Origin of the sequence: Nocardioides cynanchi (assembly GCF_008761635.1) — a bacterium.
GTDB lineage: Bacteria > Actinomycetota > Actinomycetes > Propionibacteriales > Nocardioidaceae > Nocardioides > Nocardioides cynanchi.
In genome coordinates this window covers 1,800,688-1,820,319 of sequence record NZ_CP044344.1, presented here as the reverse complement: position 1 = coordinate 1,820,319, position 19,632 = coordinate 1,800,688, and the positions used below count along the sequence as shown (strand labels likewise).

Genomic DNA, 19,632 nt, shown 5'->3' with positions numbered 1-19,632 from the left:
GCTCGGACGTCACCTGGTCGACCCCGCACCGGTCGGCCGTGATGGGCAGCGCTGAGGTAGCGGCCGGAGGGGTGGTCTTCGACCTCGACGGCACGCTGGTCGACTCCGAGCCCTTCTGGATGCGTGGCTTCTCGATCGGGCTGTCGCAGAGCCTGCTCCGGCACGGTTACGGCGACCACGACCTGCAGCCGTCGCAGATGTCGCGCTTCCTCGGCGGCCGCGTCCCCGACACCGTGCGGGTGATCGTCGAGTCGCTGGACCTGCCGGAGCCGGTCGGGGACGACCATCTCGCGGCCATGGTCCAGGAGACCGTCGACTTCGTGACCAGGGAGTTCGTGGCCGGCCCGATCGTGATCCAGGAGGCCGTCGACACCGCCCGCGGGCTGCACGAGCGCGGCGTACCGATGGGCGTCGCCAGCTCGTCCGCGCTCACCTTCATCGACGCCGCGATCGAGGCGCTCGGCCTGGCCGACGCGTTCCCGGTGCGGGTCTCCGCCTTCGACCTGCCCGTGGGCAAGCCCGACCCCACGGTCTACCTGACCACTCTTGGCGAGATGGGGCTGCCCGCCGCGCGGGCGCTGGCCGTGGAGGACTCGCCGGTCGGCGTCGCCTCCGCGGTGAACGCCCACCTCGGATGCCTGTGGTTCCGGCGCCCGCCCGAGGCCGGGCACGACGTACCCCCCCAGGACTGGCAGGACCAGCTGCTGGAGGCCGGCGTCGTCGTCGACCTCGCCGACAGCCTGGTCGAGGTCTCGCCCCACCTCACCGTCGAGCTCGTGCTGGACTCGCTGGACAAGGTCCTCGCGAGGAGCGCCGCCGGATGAACGACGAGTGCAGCCACCGCTACGCGGTGATCCTCGCGGGCGGGCGGGGGACCCGCCTGTGGCCGCTGAGCACCGAGCGGTCCCCCAAGCAGTTCCAGGACCTGGGCGGCGCCCAGCGGATCATCGCCGAGACGTTCGACCGGCTCGCCGCCTGCGTGCCGCGCGACCACATCTACGTCTCGACCACCGCGCAGTACGCCGACGAGGTGCGCAGCAGCCTGCCCGACCTGGCCGAGGACCGGCTGATCGTGGAGCCCCAGGCCGAGGGGAAGCCGGCCGCCTTCCTGCTGATCGCCCTGCGTCTGCGCGCCCTCGACCCGCTGGCGGTCGTGCTCAGCGCGGCCTCCGACAGCTGGGTCTCCCCGCTGTCGTCGTTCCGGGAGGCGAGCACGCGGGCCTTCGAGTTCGTCGAGGCGCATCCGTCGTGGACTGCCTTCCTCGGCTGCCGGCCCAGCAGCGCGGACACCTCGCTCGGCTACGTGCTCGCCGACGAGCCCGCGCTCGACGTTCCCGGGGTCCGAGTCGCTCGGGAGTTCCACGAGAAGCCGTCGGTGGAGCTGGCCGCCGAGTTCGTCGCCAGCGGCCGCTACTTCTGGAACTCCTCCCACTACTGCTTCTCCGCCGCGACCCTCGTCGAGGCCTACCGTGCCTCGGCTCCGGTGCTCTCCGACCGGTTGGACGCCTACCTCGTCTCCGGCGCGGCAGCGGACTACTCCGGGGCCGGCGGCCCCGGCCACGAGCTGTACCCGCTGGTCGAGGGCGGCTGTCCGATCGGCGTCGTCGAGTCCGACTTCTCGTGGTACGACGTGGGCACCTGGCCGTCGCTGTACCGTGCGCTGGTCGAGGCCCAGGACAGCGACGTCGTGACCGCCGGGCGGGTCCTCGACCACGGCAGCACCTCCATGATGGCGGTCAACGACACGACGATGACCGTGGTCACCGCGGGTCTCGACGGCGTGATGGTCGTTGTCTCCGGCTCCACCGTGCTGATCGCCCCGATCGACACCTTCGACCAGCAGCCCGGCCTGGTCGCCGAGCTCCAGCACCGGGTCGACCACCACCCCGACGAACAGGATCGTGAGCATCCGTGAAATCGCATGTCAGGCCAGCCGAGGGCGACACCGAGTCGTTCGACGTCGACCAGCGCGAGGTGCGCGAGCTCCTCGCCAGGTTCAGCGTCGACGAGCCGGTGCACCTGGTCTTCATGGGCACCAAGCCCGACATCATCAAGCAGTACCCGCTCTACAAGGAGCTGGTCGCCCGCGGCCTCCAGACCGCGGTGTTCCACAGCGGTCAGCACACGGCGCACGAGTACTCCGGCGGGATGCTCGAGGAGTTCGGCATCCAGGTCGACGTCCGCCTGGTCATGGAGCACGGGCTGACCCTGGGAGCCCGGGTCGCGGCCCTGATCACCGCCGCGAACGCCGTCTTCACCGTCGCCGCGGAGACCGGCCACACGCTGATCCCCTACATCCACGGCGACACCGCGACGTCCATGGGCGTCGGGGTGGCGGCGTACATGAACCGCGTCGCCTGTGTCCACGTCGAGGCCGGCATCCGCACGATGACCCTGAGCCGCGAGTACCTCATGGGCCACTACGACGACTTCAACCGGGGCGCCTTCGACTGGTCGGCCTACCTGGCCGGGCACCGCGAGGAGAAGAACTACACCCTCGGCAGCATGGAGCCGTTCCCCGAGCAGTTCAACACCCGCGTCTCCGACGCAGCCACCGGCCTCCACGCCGCACCGGTCGAGCTCGACCGGCGCTTCCTGCTCGGCGAGGGCTTTCCGGCGGACTCGATCGTGGTCACCGGCAACACCGTCGTGGACGCCACGGAGGAGGCCCGGCGCAAGGCGGCGGACTCCCCGATCTTCGAGCGCTTCCCGCTGCTGGCGCAGAAGCAGTTCATCCGGGTCTGCATCCACCGGCGCGAGAACACCAACGACCGCCAGCGGTTCCTGTGCTACTTCGAGGCGATGGAGAAGCTGCTCGCCCTGGGACACAACGTCCTGTGGGTCTCGCTGGTCGGCACCGAATGGGCCCTGGAGCACTACGAGCTGACCGGCCGCCTGGCCGACCTCGAGCGGGAGTACCCCGAGTCGCTGATCGTGACCCAGGTCTGGCCCGAGTACGCCGACGTGATCGCGGCCTTCCTCAGCTGCTCGGTGCTGGTCACCGACTCGGGCAGCATCCAGGAGGAGGCCAACATCCTCCAGATCCCCTGCGTCACCCTGCGCTTCGGCACCGACCGCGGCGAGTCGTTGCTCGCCGGGGGGAACGTGCTCGCGCCGCCGCTCTCCGCCGACTTCGTCGCCGCGGTGGTCGACAGTGCGGTCACCCACCGCGACGACCTCAAGGGCGAGCTCCTCTACGGCACGGGCAGCTCGGCCCGGGTGGTCGACGCGGTGCTGAGCCGGGTCAAGGTGGGCACCGGGCTCTTCCGCAGCGAGGAGGAAGCGATGCGGCTCCCCGGCACCGACTCGGACTGGCCGGGCACGGAGAACCGGCTGGCCTAGCCGGGCTCCCCGCTCCGGCCGGCCAGGACCGCGTCGGCGACGGAGGCGTTGACCGGGAAGCGCGGGATCAGCGTGGCCTGGACCGCGTGGTAGAGGTCGGGCTTCCCGCTCCAGACCGACCCCGACGGCCGGTTGGTGGTGTCGAGCTCGTGGTGCCAGGAGCCGCGCGCGTGGTCGAGCACGTAGCGGTCGGCGTAGTCCCACCAGCGGTGGTAGTCCGCGTCGTACGAGCTCTCGTTGGTACGCCGGTGCAGGGTGGCGGCGGCGGCGATGGCCTCGGCCACCACCCAGTGCATCCGCTGCCGCACGATCGGCCGGCCCGACCAGTCGGTGGTGTAGACGAACCCCGGCTGCCCGTCGGCCTCCCAGCCGTCGCGGACGGCCGTCGCATAGAGCCCTCGGGAGGTCGCCAGCAGCTCCGCCGGCAGCCGGGCCTCACCCTCCGCGGCCTCCAGGTCGAGCAGCAGGCGTGACCACTCCAGGCCGTGGCCCACGGTCGCGCCGTAGGGCTTGAAGGGGTCGTCGGGGCGTTCGCGACCCGACTCGGGCAGGGGCTGCCAGTCCTCGTCGTAGTGCTCGGGAAGCCGCCACTCGAAGGCGCCGGCGGTCTCGATCACCCGGGCGCACACGCGGTGGGCGCGCGTGGTCCACCGCTCGCCGGTGGCCAGCATCGCCTCGACCGCGTGCATGTTGCCGTTCAGCCCGCGGTAGGACGACGGGGTCGACCAGTCGGGGCTCCAGGAGTCGAGGCACATGCCGGCGGCGTCGTCCCAGAACCGCTCCTCGAGCACGGCTTCGGCGGCCGAGCGCAGGGCGGCCGCGTCCGGCAGCCCGGCGCGGACCGCCGTTCCGGCCGCGAGCAGGACGAAGGCGTGTTCGTAGCAGCCCTTGTCGATGACCTCGGGGGTCCCGTCCGGAGCCAGGCGCGCATGCCAGCCGTCGTGCTCCGCGTCGTGGAACGGCCCGGCCAGTGCGGCCAGAGCCGCCTCCGCCAGGGGACGGGAGCCCGGGACGCCGGCGAGCACGCCGAGGCTGCGCACGTGCAGGGAACGGGCGGCCAGCCATGTCTCACGGGGTCGAGCGGGCTCTCCGCGGCCGTCGTCGTCCAGCCACTCGCCCGGCCGCGCCGACGTCCCGAACGACAGGAGCCGGTCGAGCTCGGCCGCGAGCCAGTCGTCGTCCCCAGGTCTCATGTCCCGCCCCTGCTCAGCCGCAGTGCCGGTCGGCCACCTCGAGTGCCTCGTCGAGGATCGCGATGCCCTCGCGGATCTCGTCGGCGGACGTCGTACACGGGGGTACGACGTGCAGCCGGTTGAAGTGTACGAACGGCCACAGCCCGCGCTGCTTGCAGGCGGCAGCCAGCTCGTTCATCGGTGCGGCCGCGGGGCCCGACGCGTTGTAGGGCACCAGGGGCTCGCGGGTGTCGCGGTCGCGTACCAACTCCAGTGCCCAGAAGACACCGAGGCCGCGGACCTCACCGACCGACGGGTGGCGCTCGGCCAGGGCCCGCAGCTGCGGGCCGATGACGTCGGTCCCGAGGCTGCGGGCATAGTCGATCACCTTCTCCTCGCGCATCATGGTGATCGACGCGACCGCGGACGCGCAGGCCAGCGGGTGGCCGGAGTAGGTCAGCCCGCCGGGGTAGGGCCGCTCGTCGAAGGTCTCGGCGACGGGGTCGGAGATCAGCACCCCGCCGAGCGGGACGTAGCCGGAGTTCACGCCCTTGGCGAAGGTGATCAGGTCGGGGACGACGTCCCAGCGGTCGACGGCGAACCACTCGCCGCAGCGGGCGAAGCCGGCCATCACCTCGTCGGCGATCAGCAGGATGCCGTGCTCGTCGCACAGCTCGCGGACGCCGGCCAGGTAGCCGTCGGGCGGGACCAGGATCCCGTTGGTGCCGACCACGGTCTCCAGCAGGATCGCGGCGATCGTGGCTGGTCCCTCGACCATGATCGTGTCGCGCAGGTGCTCCAGCGCGCGGGCACACTCCTCGGCCTCGTCGGCGGCGTGGAAGGCGGAGCGGTAGGGGTAGGGGCCCCAGAAGTGCACGACGCCCGGCATCGCCGGCTCCGAGGCCCAGCGCCGGGGGTCGCCGGTCAGCGCGATCGCTCCGGTGGTCGCGCCGTGGTAGCTGCGGTAGGTCGCCAGCACCTTGCCGCGGCCGGTGTGCAGGCGGGCCATCCGGACGGCGTTCTCGTTCGCGTCGGCGCCGCCGTTGGTGAAGAACACCCGGTCCAGGCCGGCGGGCGCCACCTCGGCGATCAGCCGGGCGGCCTCCGAACGGGTGTCGTTGGCGAAGCTGGGAGCCACCGTGACCAAGCGCCCGGCCTGCTCGCGGATCGCCTCGATCACGGCCGGGTGCTGGTAGCCGAGGTTGACGTTGACCAGCTGGGAGGAGAAGTCGAGGTATCGCTTGCCCTCGGCGTCCCAGAAGCAGCTGCCCTCGGCGCGGGCGATCGGCATCGGGTCGATCAGCGCCTGGGCCGACCACGAGTGGAACACGTGGGCCCGGTCGAGGCGGCGGGTGGTCTCGTCGTCGTACGACGGGAGCAGGCTGGAGGTGGTCGGGTCGATCGTCGGCGCGCTCATCAGCGGGTCCGCGGGAAGCCGAGGTCGACGCTGGACGAGGCCGGGTCGGGCCACCGCGACGTGACCACCTTGCCGCGGGTGTAGAAGTTGATGCCCTCGGGGCCGTACATGTGGGTGTCGCCGAAGAGGGAGTCCTTCCAGCCGCCGAAGGAGTAGTAGGCGACCGGCACCGGGATCGGCACGTTGATGCCGACCATGCCGACCTCCACGTCGTACTGGAACCGGCGTGCGGCGCCCCCGTCGCGGGTGAAGATGGCGGTGCCGTTGGCGAACTGGTTGCTGTTGATCAGTGCCAGCCCCTCGTCGTAGGTCTCGACCCGCACCACCCCGAGGACCGGGCCGAAGATCTCGTCGCGGTAGACGGTCATCTCCGAGGTGACGTGGTCGAGCAGGGTCGCGCCGAGGAAGAAGCCCTCGTCGGGCACCTCGGAGGCCCGGCCGTCGACGACCACGGTGGCGCCGGCGGCCTCGCCGGCGTCGACGTAGGAGGCGACCCGGTCGCGGTGCTCGCGGGTGATCAGCGGCCCCATGTCGGTGCCGGCCTGGGCGCCGTCGCCGATCACCAGCTTGGGCAGGCGGACCGCGAGGGCGTCGACGAGGGGCTCGGCCACGTCGCCGACCGCCACTGCGACCGACAGTGCCATGCAGCGCTCACCGGCCGCGCCGTACGCCGCGGAGACCAGGGCGTCGGCGGCCACGTCGAGGTCGGCGTCGGGCAGGACCAGCGCGTGGTTCTTGGCGCCACCGAGAGCCTGCACCCGCTTGCCGTGGGCGGTGCCGGTCTCGTAGATCGACTGGGCGATGGGCGTGGAGCCGACGAAGCTGATCGCGGCGACGTCGGGGTGGGTCAGCAGCCCCTCGACGGCCTCCTTGTCGCCCTGGAGCACGGTGAAGACCCCGTCGGGCAGACCGGCCTGCTGCCAGAGCCGGGCCAGGAACAGACCGGCGGAGGGGTCCTTCTCGCTGGGCTTGAGGATGAACGCGTTGCCGCAGGCGATCGCGTTGGCGCACATCCACAGCGGCACCATGGCCGGGAAGTTGAACGGCGTGATGCCGGCGACCACACCGAGCGGCTGCCGGATGCTGTAGACGTCGACGTCGGTGCCGGCCTGCTCGGAGAAGCCGCCCTTCATCAGCTGGGGCACGCCCGCCGCGAACTCGACGTTCTCCAGCCCGCGCGCGATCTCGCCGAGCGCGTCACCGTGCACCTTGCCGTGCTCGGCGGTGATGATGGCGGCGAGCTCGTCCGCGTGCTCGTGGAGCAGGTGACGGAAGGCGAAGAGCACGCCCGAGCGCTTCGACAGCGACGCATGGCGCCACTCGGCGGCCGCGGCCTTGGCGCTGGCGACGGCGTCGCCCACCTCGTCGGCCGAGGCCAGGTCGACGCGGGCGGTCTCGACGCCGGTGGCCGGGTTGAACACCGGCGAGGTGCGCCCGGAGGTGCCCTCGGTCTCGCGGCCGTCGATCCAGTGGGGGATGCGTGTGGTCATGGCACCACGGTAGTACCAGTTCCAGTGCTGACAACGCGCTGTTTGCTATGTTACAAAGGTGCCGACCACATCTCGCGCCGTGATCTCCGAGATCGAGCGTCGGCTCGACGAGCCCACCGCCAAGGGCCTGGCCGGCGCGGTCAGCCGGGCGATCCGGGACGGCGTGCTGGCCCCCGACGACCGGCTGCCGCCGATCCGGGCGCTCGCCCACGAGCTGACCCTCTCGCCGACGACGGTCAGCGCCGCCTGGGGTCTGCTCACCCGGGCCGGGACGCTGCGCACCGAGGGTCGGCGGGGCACGGTGGTCGCCGACGTCTCGGCTCCGCGCGAGGGGCGCTACCGGCAGGCGGTGGAGCCGCAGGCCGGCTTCCGGCTCGACCTGTCCACCGGGATCCCGGACGAGCGGCTGCTGCCCGGGCTGACCCGGGCGCTGGGCGCGGTGACCACCGCCGGCACCCCGCACAGCTACCTCGACGACCCGGTGCTGCCGGAGCTGGCCGCGGTGCTGCTCGCGAGCTGGCCCTACCGACCGCCGGCCCTCACCGTCGTGGACGGCGCGCTGGACGCCATGGAGCTCGTCATCCGCACCCTGCTCCGGTACGGCGACCGGGTCGTGGTCGAGCACCCGTCGTTCCCGCCGGTGCTCGACCTGCTCGAGGCGGCCGGCGTGGACGTGGTCGGCGTACCCCTGGATGCCGAGGGCCCGGCCCCCGCCGCGTTCACCGAGGCCCTGGTCGGTCCGGTCCGGGCGGTGTTCCTGCAGCCGCGTGGCCAGAACCCCACCGGCATCTCGCTGTCCGCGGCCCGGGCCGGCCTGCTGGCCGGCCTGCTCGAAGGCTCGGAGACGGTGGTGGTCGAGGACGACTCCGCCAGCGCCATCTCGACCAGCCCCGAGGTCAGTCTGGGCACCTGGCTGCCCGAGCAGACCGTGCACGTGCGCAGCTTCTCCAAGTCGCACGGCCCGGACCTCCGCCTGGCCGCGATGAGCGGCCCGGAGGCGCTGATGGGCGACGTCCGCCACCTGCGCCAGCTCGGCCAGGGCTGGAGCAGCCGCCTGCTCCAACGGGTCCTGCTCGACCTGCTCACCGACGAGCGGAGCGTGGCAGAGGTGGCGCACGCCCGTGACGAGTACGCCCGCCGCCGCGGGGCCTTCGTCGCCGCGCTGTCGGCTCGCGGGGTCGAGGTCGGCGGCGACGACGGCCTGAACCTCTGGGTGCCGGTGTACGACGAGTCCGCCGCCCTCGTGCGCCTCGCCTCGCGCGGCATCGGCGTCGCGCCGGGCTCGCCGTTCACCGTGCTGCCCGGCGGTCCGGGGCACATCCGGGTGACGGTCGGGCTCGTCGACCACGGTCTGGACGAGGTGGCCGACGAGGTGGCGGCCGCCGCCCGGACCGGCGGCTGGGGAACCGGCGCCCGCTGAGCGGCTCGCTCGCGCGCGCGCTTCGCGAGCTCGGTGCTCAGAGCACGCGCTCGAACCACACCTGGTCGCGCAGCGGGATGCCGTCGACCACGATCTCGTCGGGGTAGCCGTTGGCCGGGACGAAGTAGTCGCGCACGGTGTGGGTGATCCGGAAACCGCAGCGCCGGTAGAAGCGCACGTTGCCGGTGTCCTGTGCGCCGGTCGCCAGCACCACCCGTGCAGCCCCGGCCTCCTTCGCGGCCGCCACAGCCCGGTCGAGCAGGCGGCGCCCGACGCCCTCACCGCGCGCACTCTCGACGACCGCGGTGTTGGTGACCTCCCAGGCCGTCCCGTCGTCGCGCGGGACCGCCTGGAGGTGACCGATCACCTCGCCGGCGCGGTTGCGGGCGACCCAGACCAGGCCCTCGTCGAGGTAGCTGGCGAGCAGGCTCTCGGAGTCCTCCGCCTCGCGGAAGGACCACACGAGGTCCGTGCGGGGTCCGGCGTACAGCTCGATCGTCACCACCGCATCGTGACGGTGGCGAGCGGGTCGCGCACCGGATTTTCGGACTGCGTGGATGTGACGGGTCGATGACACAACGGGCGCGTTCCCCGCTGCTACGCTGCGCCGCGTGAACGCCCGGTGAGGATCCAGCTGCTCGGTGTCCGCGGTTCCACGCCTGCCCCCGGGCCGGACTTCGTGAGGTACGGCGGGCACACGTCGTGCGTGGCGATCACGCCCGAGGGCGGAGACCGCCCCACGCTCGTGCTGGACGCCGGCACCGGGCTCCGGTCGCTGACCGGCCTGCTCGGCGGGCAGGCCTTCGAGGGCTCGATCGTGCTCAGCCACCTGCACTGGGACCACATGATGGGGCTGCCCTTCTTCGGCGCCGGTGACCGTGAGGCGTCCCGCGTCGACCTCTACGTCCCGGAGCAGGACGGCCGCTCCGGCCGCGACCTGCTCGCCCTGGCCTTCGCCCCGCCGTCGTTCCCGATCCCGCCGGAGGGCCTGCACGGCACCTGGGCCTTCCACGCCCTGGCGGGTGGCAGCCACCAGGTGCAGGGCTTCTCGGTCACCGCCGTCGACATCGAGCACAAGGGCGGCCGCACCTTCGGCCTGCGCGTCGAGGACGAGCGCGGCTCGCTGGCGTACCTGCCCGACCACGCGCCCGAGGCCGGGATGTCGGACGAGCTGGCCGCGATGCTGTCCGGCGTCGACGTGCTCGTCCACGACGCGCAGTTCCTCGAGGGCGAGCGCCCGGTGGCCGTCGACTACGGACACGCCACGGTGGAGGACTCCGTGAAGCTCGGGCGCGACTGCGACGCGGGCACGGTGGTGCTCTTCCACCACTCACCGGCACGCACCGACGTCGAGCTGGACAAGATCGCGGCCTGGGCACCGACCCTCGACCCCTCGGTGGACATCGTCGTCGCCCAGGAGGGCATGACCATCGACGTCGTACGCCGGGAGCGCTAGGCCGGCGCCAGCTCGCTCGCCTGGTGCGGTGGCTCCGGCTCGGTCGCCTGCTCGAGGGGGACGACGTCCGGTGACCCCAGGTCGGCACCGGCCTGCTCGAGGAGCAGCCGGGCCGCGGTCCGACCGGCCGACACCATGCGGTCGAGCTGGTGGAACTCGAGCAGCCCCACACCGAGCGTCGGCGGCGTGAGCACCCAGGCGCCCTCGGCGCGGGCAGCGGCGACCGCACCGCCGCTGCCGATCATCATCGTGCGCAGCAACGTCTCGCCCAGCGCCGGGACCCGCGGGCGCCCGGACCTGGGGCCGCCGCCACCCCCACCGCCCATCGCGATGTTGACCGCCACGACCGGGCCCTCGTCCCGCTCGGTCAGCAGGTCGACCGGCAGGTTGTCGAGGACCCCGCCGTCGATGAGGAGGCGGCCGCTGTCGTCGGGGATCGGGGCGAACAGCACCGGCAGCCGCGCCGAGGCCGTCATCGCGCGACCCACCGCGCCCCGCCGGTGCACCTGGCGGGTCCGGGTCACGAGGTCGGTGCTGGCGATGTGCAGCTGGCGGGGCAGTCCCTCGATCACCGACTCACCGAAGTTGCGGACCACCGCGTCGTGCATGCGCCTGCCCCGGGCCAGCGACGCGGTGGGGAGGCCCCAGTCGGAGAAGGGCTTGCGCCTGACGAACTCCGCGTAGCAGGTCTCCTCCAGCGCATCACCGTCGCGACCCCCGGCGTGCAGGGCGGCGATGATCGCGCCGACACTGCTGCCGGCGACCCGGTCGATATGAAGGCCACTGTCCTCGAGCTCGCGGAGCACGCCGACGTGGGCGAAGGCCCGGGCGCCACCGCCGGCCAGCACCAGTCCGAGCGAGCGGCCCGCCAGCCGGTCGGCCAGCGGCCGGAGGCCGGCGGCCAGGTCGTGCTCGTCCGCGACGGTGAGCTGCCAGGCGTCGGTGGCCGCGGCCCAGGCCGCCAGGTCGGTGGGGGACGGCGCGGGGCCGTGGAGCACGACGTCGGGCTGCCGCAGCGGCGCGGGCGTCAGGGGTGCGGTGGGCGGTGGCTCGTTGCTGCGTGCCACGAGGACGACGGCGTCGGCCTGGCGCAGGCAGAAGTCGCGCCAGCCGGGACCGTCCGTGGCGTCGTCGTCCCGGTCGTACGCGGCGACCAGCAGGACCCGGTCGTGGTCACGTTCGGCCCGGTCGAGTCCCTCGGCACCGACGACCCCCGGCGCGCTGACGCGGTGGTGGACCGCCAGCCGCTGCCGGACTGCCTCGGCCACCTCGGCCGCCCCGGCTCCGGCGTGGAGCCCGACGACCGCGATCACGACGGGTTGGGCCGGCCGCACCCGCTGCTTGGGGCCGCCGGCGGTCCGGAGCCGCTGGGCGACCTGGGTCAGCACCGTGCGCGACGCGGTGGGGTCGGTGGCCAGCAGGTCGTCGAACGCCGCGCGCGGCACCTCCAGCACCGTCGAGTCCCGACGCGCCCGCACGCTCGCCGACCGGGGCTCGCCGGTCAGCAGGGCCAGCTCGCCGAGCACCTCGCCCGGGCCCAGCTCCCGGACCAGCCGGCCGTCGACCGCCACCTCCAGCCGCCCACGTCGTACGACATAGGCGGAGCCGGCCGGGTCGCCGGTCTCCATGAGCCAGGTCCCGGCCGGGACGGGCACCAGCCGGGCCGCCTCCTCGAGGCGGCCACGGGCGTCCGGCGGGAGTGCAGCCAGCAGAGGTACGTCGGACAGGTCGGTGGAGTCCGACGCGGACGCGAGCGCCCGCACGGGTCCTCCGGCGACGGGCAGCGGGGCGTGCACGCTGGCCGGTCGTTCGTCGTCGCTGGAGGCGGGCTCGTCGACGCGACCGAGCTTCCCGAGGGGGAGCGAGACCACGGCGACCGCGAGGAACGCGCAGATCGACAGCACCCAGCCGTGGTGGAAGGCGGTCACGGCGGTGGCCGGCGTCGGGTTGCCGAGGATCACCACCAGGATCGCGATGCCGAGCACGCCACCGAGCTGGCGGGCACTGGAGACCACGGCCGAGGCCGTGGCATAGCGCCCGCCGGGGACCGCCGCCAGGGCGGCGCTGCCCAGCAGCGGCAGGGTCGCGCCGACGCCGATGCCGCTGATGATCTGGCCGGGGAACCACTCGGTCCAGAAGGCAGGCACCAGCCCGACCTGCTGGTGGTACCAGACGTAGGCACCGGCCCAGACCACGGCGCCGGGTACGACGAAGACACGGTAGCCGTGCTTGTCGGCCAAGGGCCCGAGCCTGGCCGCGACCACGGCCGCCATCAGCGCGCCGGGCACCAGGGCGAGGCCCGCTCGGAGCACGCCGTAGTGCCAGACGTACTGCAGCCACAGGATGTTGGTCAGCAGGTAGGCGTAGAAGCCGAGACCGGCCAGCACGGTGGCGAGGGAAGCGATGCTGAACGACGGGATCCGGAGCAGGGCGGGGTCGAGGAGCGGGGAGCGGTGGGCGCGCGAGCTCAGCACGAACAGGCCGAGCAGCACCGCGGTGGCGGCGAACGAGCCGACCACGGTGGGACTGGCCCAGCCCCAGTCGCCGCCCTTGACGATGCCGAGGTTGAGCACCCCCAGGCAGAGCGCGAGCAGGGCCGCCCCCCGCAGGTCGGGCAGCCGACGTCGTCCCGGTGCGCGGCTCTCCACGAGGCTGCTGCGGGCGGCCCAGATGGCGGCCACCCCGAACGGGAGGTTGACCAGGAAGGCCCAGCGCCAGCCGCCGAGCTGCACCAGGGCGCCGCCGAGCGGCGGGCCGAGGCCGGCGGCCACGGCCGCCGTGGCACCCCACAGCCCGATGGCGTGCGCCCGGCGCTCCTCCGGGAAGGCCTCGACGACCAGGGCCAGCGAGGCCGGGACCAGGAGGGCGGCACCCAGTGCCTGCAGCACCCGCGCCGCCACGAGCAGCGACACCGTGGGCGCCGCGCCGCACAGGGCCGAGGCCACGGTGAAGACCACGACGCCCGCGATGAAGGCCCGGCGCCGTCCGAGCAGGTCGGTGAGCCGGCCGCAGACGATCAGGAACGCCGCGAAGACGATGTTGTAGGCGTTCAGGACCCAGGACAGGGAGCCGATCGAGGTCCCCTGGAACGAGTCGCGGATCGACGGGAACGCGACGTTGACGATGGTGGCGTCGAGGAACGCCAGGAAGGCGCCGAAGGCAGAAACCAGAAGAACCCGGGAAGCCGGCACGCGCGCACTCTGGGTCTTCGCCACTCGCCACCTCACTCGGGCGGCCCCACGCCGCTCCCGCAGTCTGGCCTGACGGAGGGCATCCCGCAATGGTCTGACCATGGGCACGGCCCGCAGGCGTCGACTCGTCCGGATCGGGGGCGGATCCCACATCCGGGAGGCACGTCGCGTATCATGGGTGTGCCCGAGGACGTCGTCTTCTCTTGACGTCTCCCGCCGCGTCACGCTCGATCCGCTGGGCGTCGCGGCGGACGGATCTCTCGCAGGTCCCGGGCTCGCCGTGACGCCGCCCAGGCGTTCGGCCACACGTGCGACGCCCAGATCGGTCGGGGGTCGCTCGGGCCACGTGGCTCCGCACCGGAGATCCCCTCCGGCACCGGCGCCGGCCCGATCAAGCGCACAGGAGTAGTTCTTGGCTCGTCAAGCTCCGCGTCGGTCCGGGACGCGTCGGCCGAACTCGCGCAACCAGCGCCCCGCCGCGCGTCGTCGCGACAACGAGGGCCTGCTGCCCGTGCTCGCCCGCGCGGTGCGCGAGGTCGAGACGGCGGTCCAGCGGGGGGCGGCGGTGTCGGTCCGGACCAAGTTCCAGGTGGTGGCGCTGCTGGTCCGCGAGGAGCGGGCCCGGGTGAACGCCGACACGAGCACCTCGGAGTCGGTGCGCGCCGGTGAGCTCAAGCGCCTGGACGGGGTCGCCACGATCCTCGCGCAGACCGCGGCCCGGGACACCTCGCTGCTGGCCCTCCTGGCCGAGGACGCCAACGTCTCGGACTCCGCCCAGTCCCTGCGCCGCGAGATGCTGGCGCAGGCCGGGATGGCGGCGCCGCCCGAGGAGCTCGAGCTGCCCGAGGCTCCGCTCGAGGTGCCCGGCACCGAGCGTCGCGTCGTACCCCAGTCGGTGATCTCGCGGCAGCTGGCCAACCCGTTCCTGCCGCCGGACTACGAGGCCGCGCGCGAGCGCACCGCCCGACCGCGCCGGCTCGCCGGCTGGGAGCTGCTCGGCCCTCTCTTCCGGTCGTTCGAGTACGCCGGGAGTGGTGCGCCGTCGTGCATGGCCCTGCCCGAGCCGGCCTCGCTGGACGCGCCCGGCGGGATGACGCTGATGCCCCACCAGGCCGAGATGGTCGCGGCCGCCGCGGCCGGCCACCGCAGCTTCCTGCTCGCCGACGAGCCCGGGCTGGGCAAGACCGCTCAGGCGCTGCTCGCGGCCGAGGCCACCAAGTCCTACCCGTTGCTGGTCGTGGTGCCCAACGTGGTCAAGACCAACTGGGCCCGCGAGGCCGGGTTGTGGACGCCGCAGCGGCCGGTCACCGTGATCCACGGCAACGGCCACTCGGTGGACGGCTTCGCCGAGATCGTGGTCGTCAACTACGAGATCCTCGACCGGCACGTGGGCTGGCTGGCCGACTTCGGCTTCCGCGGGATGGTGGTCGACGAGGCACACTTCATCAAGAACAAGTCCTCCCAGCGCTCGCAGCACGTGCTGGAGCTCTCCCAGCGCATCCGGGCCCGGGCCGGGCGGCCGCTGCTGATGGCCCTGACCGGCACCCCGCTGATCAACGACATCGAGGACTTCCGGGCGATCTGGCAGTTCCTGGGCTGGATCGACGACACCAAGCCGCTGGGCAGGCTCATGGAGTCGCTGGAGGAGACCGGGCTGACCCCGGCGGACTTCGGCTTCTACGCGGCCGCCCGTCAGTGCGTGATCGACGCCGGCATCGTGCGCCGCCGCAAGGCCGACGTCGCCGCCGACATCCCGGCACGTCGGATCGCCGACCTCCCCGTCGAGCTCGACGACGAGGAGGGTCGCTCGATCCGCAAGGCCGAGGCCGACCTGGCGGCTCGCCTCGTGGCGCGCTACGAGAGCGCCCTGGCGACCCGCAGGTCCGGGGCCGTCGTCGACGGCATCGACCACGAGCTGGTCCGGCGCGTGGCTACCTGGGAGCGCGAGGACACGACCACCGCGACCGGCGAGAACGTGTTCGGGATGATGCGCAGGATCGGCCAGGCCAAGGCCGCGATGGCCGCCGACTACGCCGCCCAGCTGGCCCGCAACGTGGGCAAGGTGGTCTTCTTCGCCAAGCACGTCGACGTCATGGACATCGCCGAGGAGACCTTCGCCAAGCGCGGGATCCGGTACGCCTCGATCCGCGGTGACCAGACGACGCCGCAGCGGACCAAGCAGATCGACTCGTTCGTCAACGACCCCGAGGTCTCGGTCGTGGTCTGCTCGCTGACCGCGGCCGGCGTCGGGATCAACCTCCAGGTCGCCTCCAACCTGGTGCTCGCCGAGCTGTCGTGGACCGATGCCGAGCAGACGCAGGCGATCGACCGGGTGCACCGGATCGGCCAGGCCGAGCCGGTGACCGCGTGGCGGATCATCGCCACCCAGACCCTGGACACCAAGATCGCCGAGCTGATCGACCTGAAGGCCGGGCTCGCGGCCCGGGCGCTGGACGGCTCGGACGAGGACGTCTCGTCGTCGGCGGACCTCCAGCTCGAGGCGCTGGTCGCGCTCCTCACCGAGGCGCTGTCGGCCTGACCTCCGGTCGACCGGCATCTCGACCGGCGTGTGAAGGTGCGGGGCTCACCAGTGCTCGCGCAGGGTGCCGACCGGGATGCCGTCCTCGCGCCAGCGGTCGAGGAGGGTGGCCGTGGCGAGCAGGGTGCGGCGCCACGAGTCGGGTGCGGACGTGCGGTCGGTGTCGTGCAGCAGCACGGTGCCGCCGGGGCGTACGGCGCGGGTGACCCGGTCGACGATGGTGCTAGGAGTCGCGCCGGCTGCCCAGTCGACGCCCCAGGCGGACCACAGCACCGTCCGGAGCCCGGCACGTCGGGCGCCCCAGACGCCGGCGGCGGTCTGCACGCCGTACGGCGGGCGGTACCACTGCACCGGGGCTCCGGAGAGCTCCTCGAGCAACGCCCGCGTGCGGGTCAGCTCGTCGGCGAGCCGGCGGGGCGGGACCACCGCCAGGCAGGTGTGGGTCCACCCGTGGACGGCGACCTCGTGGCCCGCGTCGACCAGGTCGCGGACCAGGGCCCGCTCGTGGACGGCGTACGAGCCGAGCAGGAAGAACGTCGCCTGGACTCCGCGGTCGGCGAGCAGGTCCAGGAAGTGGGGTGTCGAGAGCCGGTCCGGGCCGTCGTCGAAGCTGAGCGCGATGTGGTGGCGGCTGCTGCGTCCCGACAGGCGGGGCAGGAGTGCGCGGCGCAGGGGTGCGATCGAGGTGAGGGCGGGGAGCGACTGGGCGACGGCCGTCGCTCCGGCGGCGCCGGCCACCGACCGGGCCGCGGTGCGCACACCGGCGCCGGGGCTCATGCGATCAGGGCGGGTGCCGGGAACAGCAGGTCGACGACGTTCGCCGCCCGCGGGCCGATCCGGGCGTCGCCGGAGAGCGAGGCCCGGCCGAGGGCCTGGACCAGGCCTTCGCCGAGGAGGGCGGGCTCGCGGACCCAGGGGGCCACGCCCGTGGCGTCGAGGGCCGCCGCGTTGGTCTCGCCGTGCCCGGCGATGCAGCGGTAGGTGATCATCGGCACGCCGGCCGCCCGGGCCTCCAGCGACGTCATGCCACCAGCGTTCTGGACGACGACGTCGACGGCGGCGAGCAGGTGCGGCATGTCGGCGACCCAGCCGAGACCGATCAGGTCCGGGTTGCGGCGGACCTGCTCGAGCAGCCGGCGGTTGGTGCCACAGAGCACGACCGGTGTGGCGACGCCCGTGGCCGCGATCTCGACGGCCGAGCGGAGCAGGTCACCGATGCCGCACGAGCCGCCGGTCACCAGCGCGAGCCGCTGGTTGCCGGACTCGGGCAGGCCGAGGGTACGGCGCGAGCGGAGCCGGGTGCGGGGGTCCCGCTGCACGGAGTGGAAGGAGCTGCACACGGCCGGCTCCACCACGCGGGTCCGGCCGGCGCCGAGGGCGCGCGCCTGGGCGGCGGGCAGGTCGTTGATCGCCAGGTGCAGGTCGATGCCGCGGCTGACCCAGAGCCGGTGCACCGACATGTCGGTGAGATAGGTGGTGACCGGGATGTCGAGCACGCCGCGGCTGCGCATCCGGCCCAGCACCTGGGCCGCGAACGGGTGGGTGCACACGAACATGTCGGGTGAGGTGGCCGCGATCTCCTCGAAGGCGCCCTCGCTGGTGGCCAGGGCCCGGTTCACCAGCTCGGCGATCCGCTCTGACCGGCTCACGGCGTCGAGCGTCCAGCGCCAGGTCGCGGGCATCGCGTTGACCTGCCGCAGGTAGCCGGTGCGGAGCACGCGGCCGAGCCGCCCCGGCAGCAGGTCGACGATGTCCCAGGTGCGGCTGGAGATGCCGTAGCCGTCGAGCTGCTGGGTGATCGCCGCCGCCGCCATGTCGTGGCCGGCGCCGAAGCTGCCGGAGACCAGGGCGACGCGGGCACCTGGAGTGGCCGAATGCCCGGCCTCGTGGTCGGGTCGGACCTCTGGCGAGCTCATGGTGTGCCGTCCTCTGGGTGGGCGCGACGCGAGGCGTCTCGGTCCCCGTCGTCTTCAACGATGGGGTCGGCAACCTGCCGGGAACCTGACCGTGGGCCGCTGCGCCGCCACGGCGCCAGCGGCACCGGTCTCACAGTCGGGCGACGAGTGCGGCGGCAGCGACAGCGGGCACCACCCACGACAACGCCCGGAGGGCGTTCTCCAGTGGACGGAGCAGAGTGGCGAGGTCGAGGTCGAGGACGCTGCCGTCGTGCCGGCGGATCGCACCGGTGACCTGGGAGGTGCGTCGACGCAGCGCCCGCGCCGGCGTGCTCAGGCTGCGCTGGACGTACGACGTACCGACGCCGGCGAGCGTGGCCAGCCCGGCCGCGGTGACCGAGGACCACGCGGGGTCGGGTCGCTGCGCGAGGAACCCGACCACGACCGGGAAGCCGCCCCACCCCCAGGCGAAGACCGCATCGCTGTGCAGCCGGCCGTCGAACAGCTCGAGGTTGTAACCCACGAGCAGCACCACGCCGATCGGCACCGATGCGAGCAGCAGCCAGTCGACCGAGCCGTGGCGGAAGACTCCCGCGATGCCGAGACCGCACGCGGCGACCAGCGCGACGGTTCCGACCACCCGCAGGGTCAGGTCCGGGATCCGGGTGCCCAGCGGACGCCCCTGGAGCTCGTCGAAGGCGTGTGCGGCCACGCCGACCGCGAGGAAGAACGCGACCACGCTCCACACCAGCGCGGTGCGGTCGAGGTGCGGTGCCATCGCGGCGCCAAGGACGACGTAGCTGAGGTGCCACAGGGTGTACGGCGGGTGCAGCAGTGTCCACCAGTCCGAGACGGCGCCGCCGCGCCGTGCGTAGAAAGCCGGGCTGAGGTTCCCCGGCTCAGGCATCGGCCTTGCGTCCCCACATCACCAGGCCACCGCCCAGGCTCATCGGCCGGGCGTGGACGTCGACCAGTCCCGCGGCCTCCCACATGGCCACGTGCGCGGCCACGGAGTAGCTCTTGTAGTGCTCCTCGATGGAGGGCCCGAGGAAGCGCCCCACCTTCGCCCAGGCCCAGCCGCCGCCGACGAAGCCGCCGAGCGGCAGCACGATGCGGGTGTAGAGGCGCCACAGCGGCAGCCACACCGGGGGCGAGGGGACGAAGAACTCCAGCGACGAGACGGTGCCGCCCGGCCGCACCACGCGGGCCAGCTCGCGCACCGTGGCCGCCGGGTCGGCGACGTAGCGCAGGAGGTAGGTGAACGTCATCGCGTCGAACGTCGAGTCGGCGAACGGCAGCTGCTCCGCCCGGCCGTTGACCAGCCGGATCCGGTCCGCACGCCCGGCCTCGCGCACGCGCTCGAGGCCGCCGCGCAGCATCTGCTCGGTCAGGTCCACGCCGGTGACGTCGGCGCCGCTGCGCTCGGTGAGCATCAGCGCGACCCCCGCCGTGCCGGTGGCCACGTCGAGCACCCGCTGCGGGGCGGGGGAGGAGTGGACGACGGCGTCGACCATCGCGGTGCGCCACCGGTGGTTCTGACCGAAGGACAGCACCGCCTCGAGCAGGTCGTAGCGCCGGGGCAGACCGGTGAACAGCTGCTGGGCGAACGAGTTCGGCTGGGCGCGCGAGATCTCGACTGCGCGGGTCGGTCGGACTGCCATCGGTGGCCCCCTTTTCGGTCAGGCTACCCACCCACCTCGAGCGGAACCG

The 19,632-nt window shown here is 73.1% G+C and carries 15 protein-coding genes; 6 read left to right on the top strand and 9 right to left on the bottom strand.

All coding sequences use genetic code 11. From position 1 onward, the window contains the following. The first annotated feature begins 41 nt into the window (after positions 1-41). Genes E3N83_RS08935 through E3N83_RS08925 form a run of 3 tightly spaced genes read left to right on the top strand, consistent with a single transcriptional unit; the run spans position 42 to position 3,342 of the window. Entirely contained in the window at positions 42-824 is a 783-nt protein-coding gene (locus tag E3N83_RS08935) for an HAD family hydrolase (protein WP_151082936.1), read from the top strand. Beyond that, positions 821-1,915, top strand: a complete 1,095-nt coding sequence (locus E3N83_RS08930; RefSeq protein WP_191908026.1) for a sugar phosphate nucleotidyltransferase — start codon at positions 821-823, stop codon at positions 1,913-1,915. Before E3N83_RS08935 ends, E3N83_RS08930 begins: the two co-directional genes overlap by 4 nt. After that, positions 1,912-3,342, top strand: coding sequence for a UDP-N-acetyl glucosamine 2-epimerase (locus tag E3N83_RS08925; RefSeq protein ID WP_151082934.1), 1,431 nt, complete (start codon positions 1,912-1,914; stop codon positions 3,340-3,342). The genes E3N83_RS08930 and E3N83_RS08925 overlap by 4 nt, the downstream gene beginning before the upstream one ends. On the opposite strand, the gene E3N83_RS08920 is transcribed toward E3N83_RS08925, so the two are convergent. The 3 genes from E3N83_RS08920 to E3N83_RS08910 are packed head-to-tail and all read right to left on the bottom strand — an operon-like array spanning position 3,339 to position 7,421. After that, positions 3,339-4,535 (bottom strand): AGE family epimerase/isomerase, encoded by a 1,197-nt coding sequence (locus E3N83_RS08920; protein ID WP_151082933.1) that lies wholly within the window; start codon positions 4,533-4,535, stop codon positions 3,339-3,341. The two genes, E3N83_RS08925 and E3N83_RS08920, sit on opposite strands and share 4 nt — an antisense overlap. A gap of 13 nt (positions 4,536-4,548) precedes the next feature. Beyond that, complete coding sequence (locus E3N83_RS08915) at positions 4,549-5,931, bottom strand: aspartate aminotransferase family protein (RefSeq protein ID WP_151082932.1); 1,383 nt, start codon at positions 5,929-5,931, stop codon at positions 4,549-4,551. Beyond that, entirely contained in the window at positions 5,931-7,421 is a 1,491-nt protein-coding gene (locus E3N83_RS08910) for a CoA-acylating methylmalonate-semialdehyde dehydrogenase (protein ID WP_151082931.1), read from the bottom strand. The genes E3N83_RS08915 and E3N83_RS08910 overlap by 1 nt, the downstream gene beginning before the upstream one ends. Before the next feature lie 58 nt (positions 7,422-7,479). Between E3N83_RS08910 and E3N83_RS08905 the strand changes: the two genes are divergently transcribed. Continuing rightward, positions 7,480-8,841 (top strand): aminotransferase-like domain-containing protein, encoded by a 1,362-nt coding sequence (locus E3N83_RS08905; protein WP_202879361.1) that lies wholly within the window; start codon positions 7,480-7,482, stop codon positions 8,839-8,841. 37 nt (positions 8,842-8,878) lie between these two features. Here the strand turns inward: E3N83_RS08905 and E3N83_RS19525 are convergent, their stop codons facing one another. After that, on the bottom strand, positions 8,879-9,343 hold the full coding sequence (locus E3N83_RS19525) for a GNAT family N-acetyltransferase (protein ID WP_191908025.1): 465 nt from the start codon (positions 9,341-9,343) through the stop codon (positions 8,879-8,881). A 120-nt stretch (positions 9,344-9,463) separates the two neighbouring features. Here E3N83_RS19525 and E3N83_RS08895 point away from each other — a divergent pair, with 120 nt between their 5' ends. Further along, positions 9,464-10,297 (top strand): MBL fold metallo-hydrolase, encoded by an 834-nt coding sequence (locus E3N83_RS08895; RefSeq protein ID WP_151082929.1) that lies wholly within the window; start codon positions 9,464-9,466, stop codon positions 10,295-10,297. Here the strand turns inward: E3N83_RS08895 and E3N83_RS08890 are convergent. Beyond that, a complete protein-coding gene (locus tag E3N83_RS08890; RefSeq protein WP_191908024.1) occupies positions 10,294-13,488 on the bottom strand; it encodes an MDR family MFS transporter/patatin-like phospholipase family protein in 3,195 nt (1,064 codons plus the stop codon). The two genes, E3N83_RS08895 and E3N83_RS08890, sit on opposite strands and share 4 nt — an antisense overlap. A 412-nt stretch (positions 13,489-13,900) precedes the next feature. Between E3N83_RS08890 and E3N83_RS08885 the strand changes: the two genes are divergently transcribed. Beyond that, the gene (locus E3N83_RS08885) at positions 13,901-16,027 is read left to right on the top strand and encodes a DEAD/DEAH box helicase (protein WP_151082927.1); all 2,127 of its coding nucleotides are present in this window, start codon (positions 13,901-13,903) and stop codon (positions 16,025-16,027) included. A gap of 45 nt (positions 16,028-16,072) precedes the next feature. On the opposite strand, the gene E3N83_RS08880 is transcribed toward E3N83_RS08885, so the two are convergent. The 4 genes from E3N83_RS08880 to E3N83_RS08865 all read right to left on the bottom strand — a co-directional run bounded on the left by E3N83_RS08880 (position 16,073) and on the right by E3N83_RS08865 (position 19,583). Further along, positions 16,073-16,804, bottom strand: coding sequence for a polysaccharide deacetylase family protein (locus E3N83_RS08880; RefSeq protein ID WP_151082926.1), 732 nt, complete (start codon positions 16,802-16,804; stop codon positions 16,073-16,075). Further along, entirely contained in the window at positions 16,801-17,943 is a 1,143-nt protein-coding gene (locus E3N83_RS08875) for an MGDG synthase family glycosyltransferase (protein WP_151082925.1), read from the bottom strand. The genes E3N83_RS08880 and E3N83_RS08875 overlap by 4 nt, the downstream gene beginning before the upstream one ends. Before the next feature lie 130 nt (positions 17,944-18,073). Continuing rightward, complete coding sequence (locus E3N83_RS08870) at positions 18,074-18,829, bottom strand: hypothetical protein (RefSeq protein WP_151082924.1); 756 nt, start codon at positions 18,827-18,829, stop codon at positions 18,074-18,076. Then, positions 18,822-19,583 (bottom strand): class I SAM-dependent methyltransferase, encoded by a 762-nt coding sequence (locus E3N83_RS08865; protein ID WP_151082923.1) that lies wholly within the window; start codon positions 19,581-19,583, stop codon positions 18,822-18,824. The genes E3N83_RS08870 and E3N83_RS08865 overlap by 8 nt, the downstream gene beginning before the upstream one ends. Between the last annotated feature and the right edge of the window lie 49 nt (positions 19,584-19,632).

Excerpts from the sequence above, each read along its gene's own strand:
- E3N83_RS08875 (WP_151082925.1), bottom strand. The coding sequence starts at position 17,943 with ATGAGCTCGCCAGAGGTCCGACCCGACCACGAGGCCGGGCATTCGGCC.
- E3N83_RS08865 (WP_151082923.1), bottom strand. The coding sequence starts at position 19,583 with ATGGCAGTCCGACCGACCCGCGCAGTCGAGATCTCGCGCGCCCAGCCG.
- E3N83_RS08870 (WP_151082924.1), bottom strand. The coding sequence starts at position 18,829 with ATGCCTGAGCCGGGGAACCTCAGCCCGGCTTTCTACGCACGGCGCGGC.
- E3N83_RS08920 (WP_151082933.1), bottom strand. The coding sequence starts at position 4,535 with ATGAGACCTGGGGACGACGACTGGCTCGCGGCCGAGCTCGACCGGCTC.
- E3N83_RS08915 (WP_151082932.1), bottom strand. The coding sequence starts at position 5,931 with ATGAGCGCGCCGACGATCGACCCGACCACCTCCAGCCTGCTCCCGTCG.
- E3N83_RS08910 (WP_151082931.1), bottom strand. The coding sequence starts at position 7,421 with ATGACCACACGCATCCCCCACTGGATCGACGGCCGCGAGACCGAGGGC.
- E3N83_RS08935 (WP_151082936.1), top strand. The coding sequence starts at position 42 with ATGGGCAGCGCTGAGGTAGCGGCCGGAGGGGTGGTCTTCGACCTCGAC.
- E3N83_RS08880 (WP_151082926.1), bottom strand. The coding sequence starts at position 16,804 with ATGAGCCCCGGCGCCGGTGTGCGCACCGCGGCCCGGTCGGTGGCCGGC.
- E3N83_RS08930 (WP_191908026.1), top strand. The coding sequence starts at position 821 with ATGAACGACGAGTGCAGCCACCGCTACGCGGTGATCCTCGCGGGCGGG.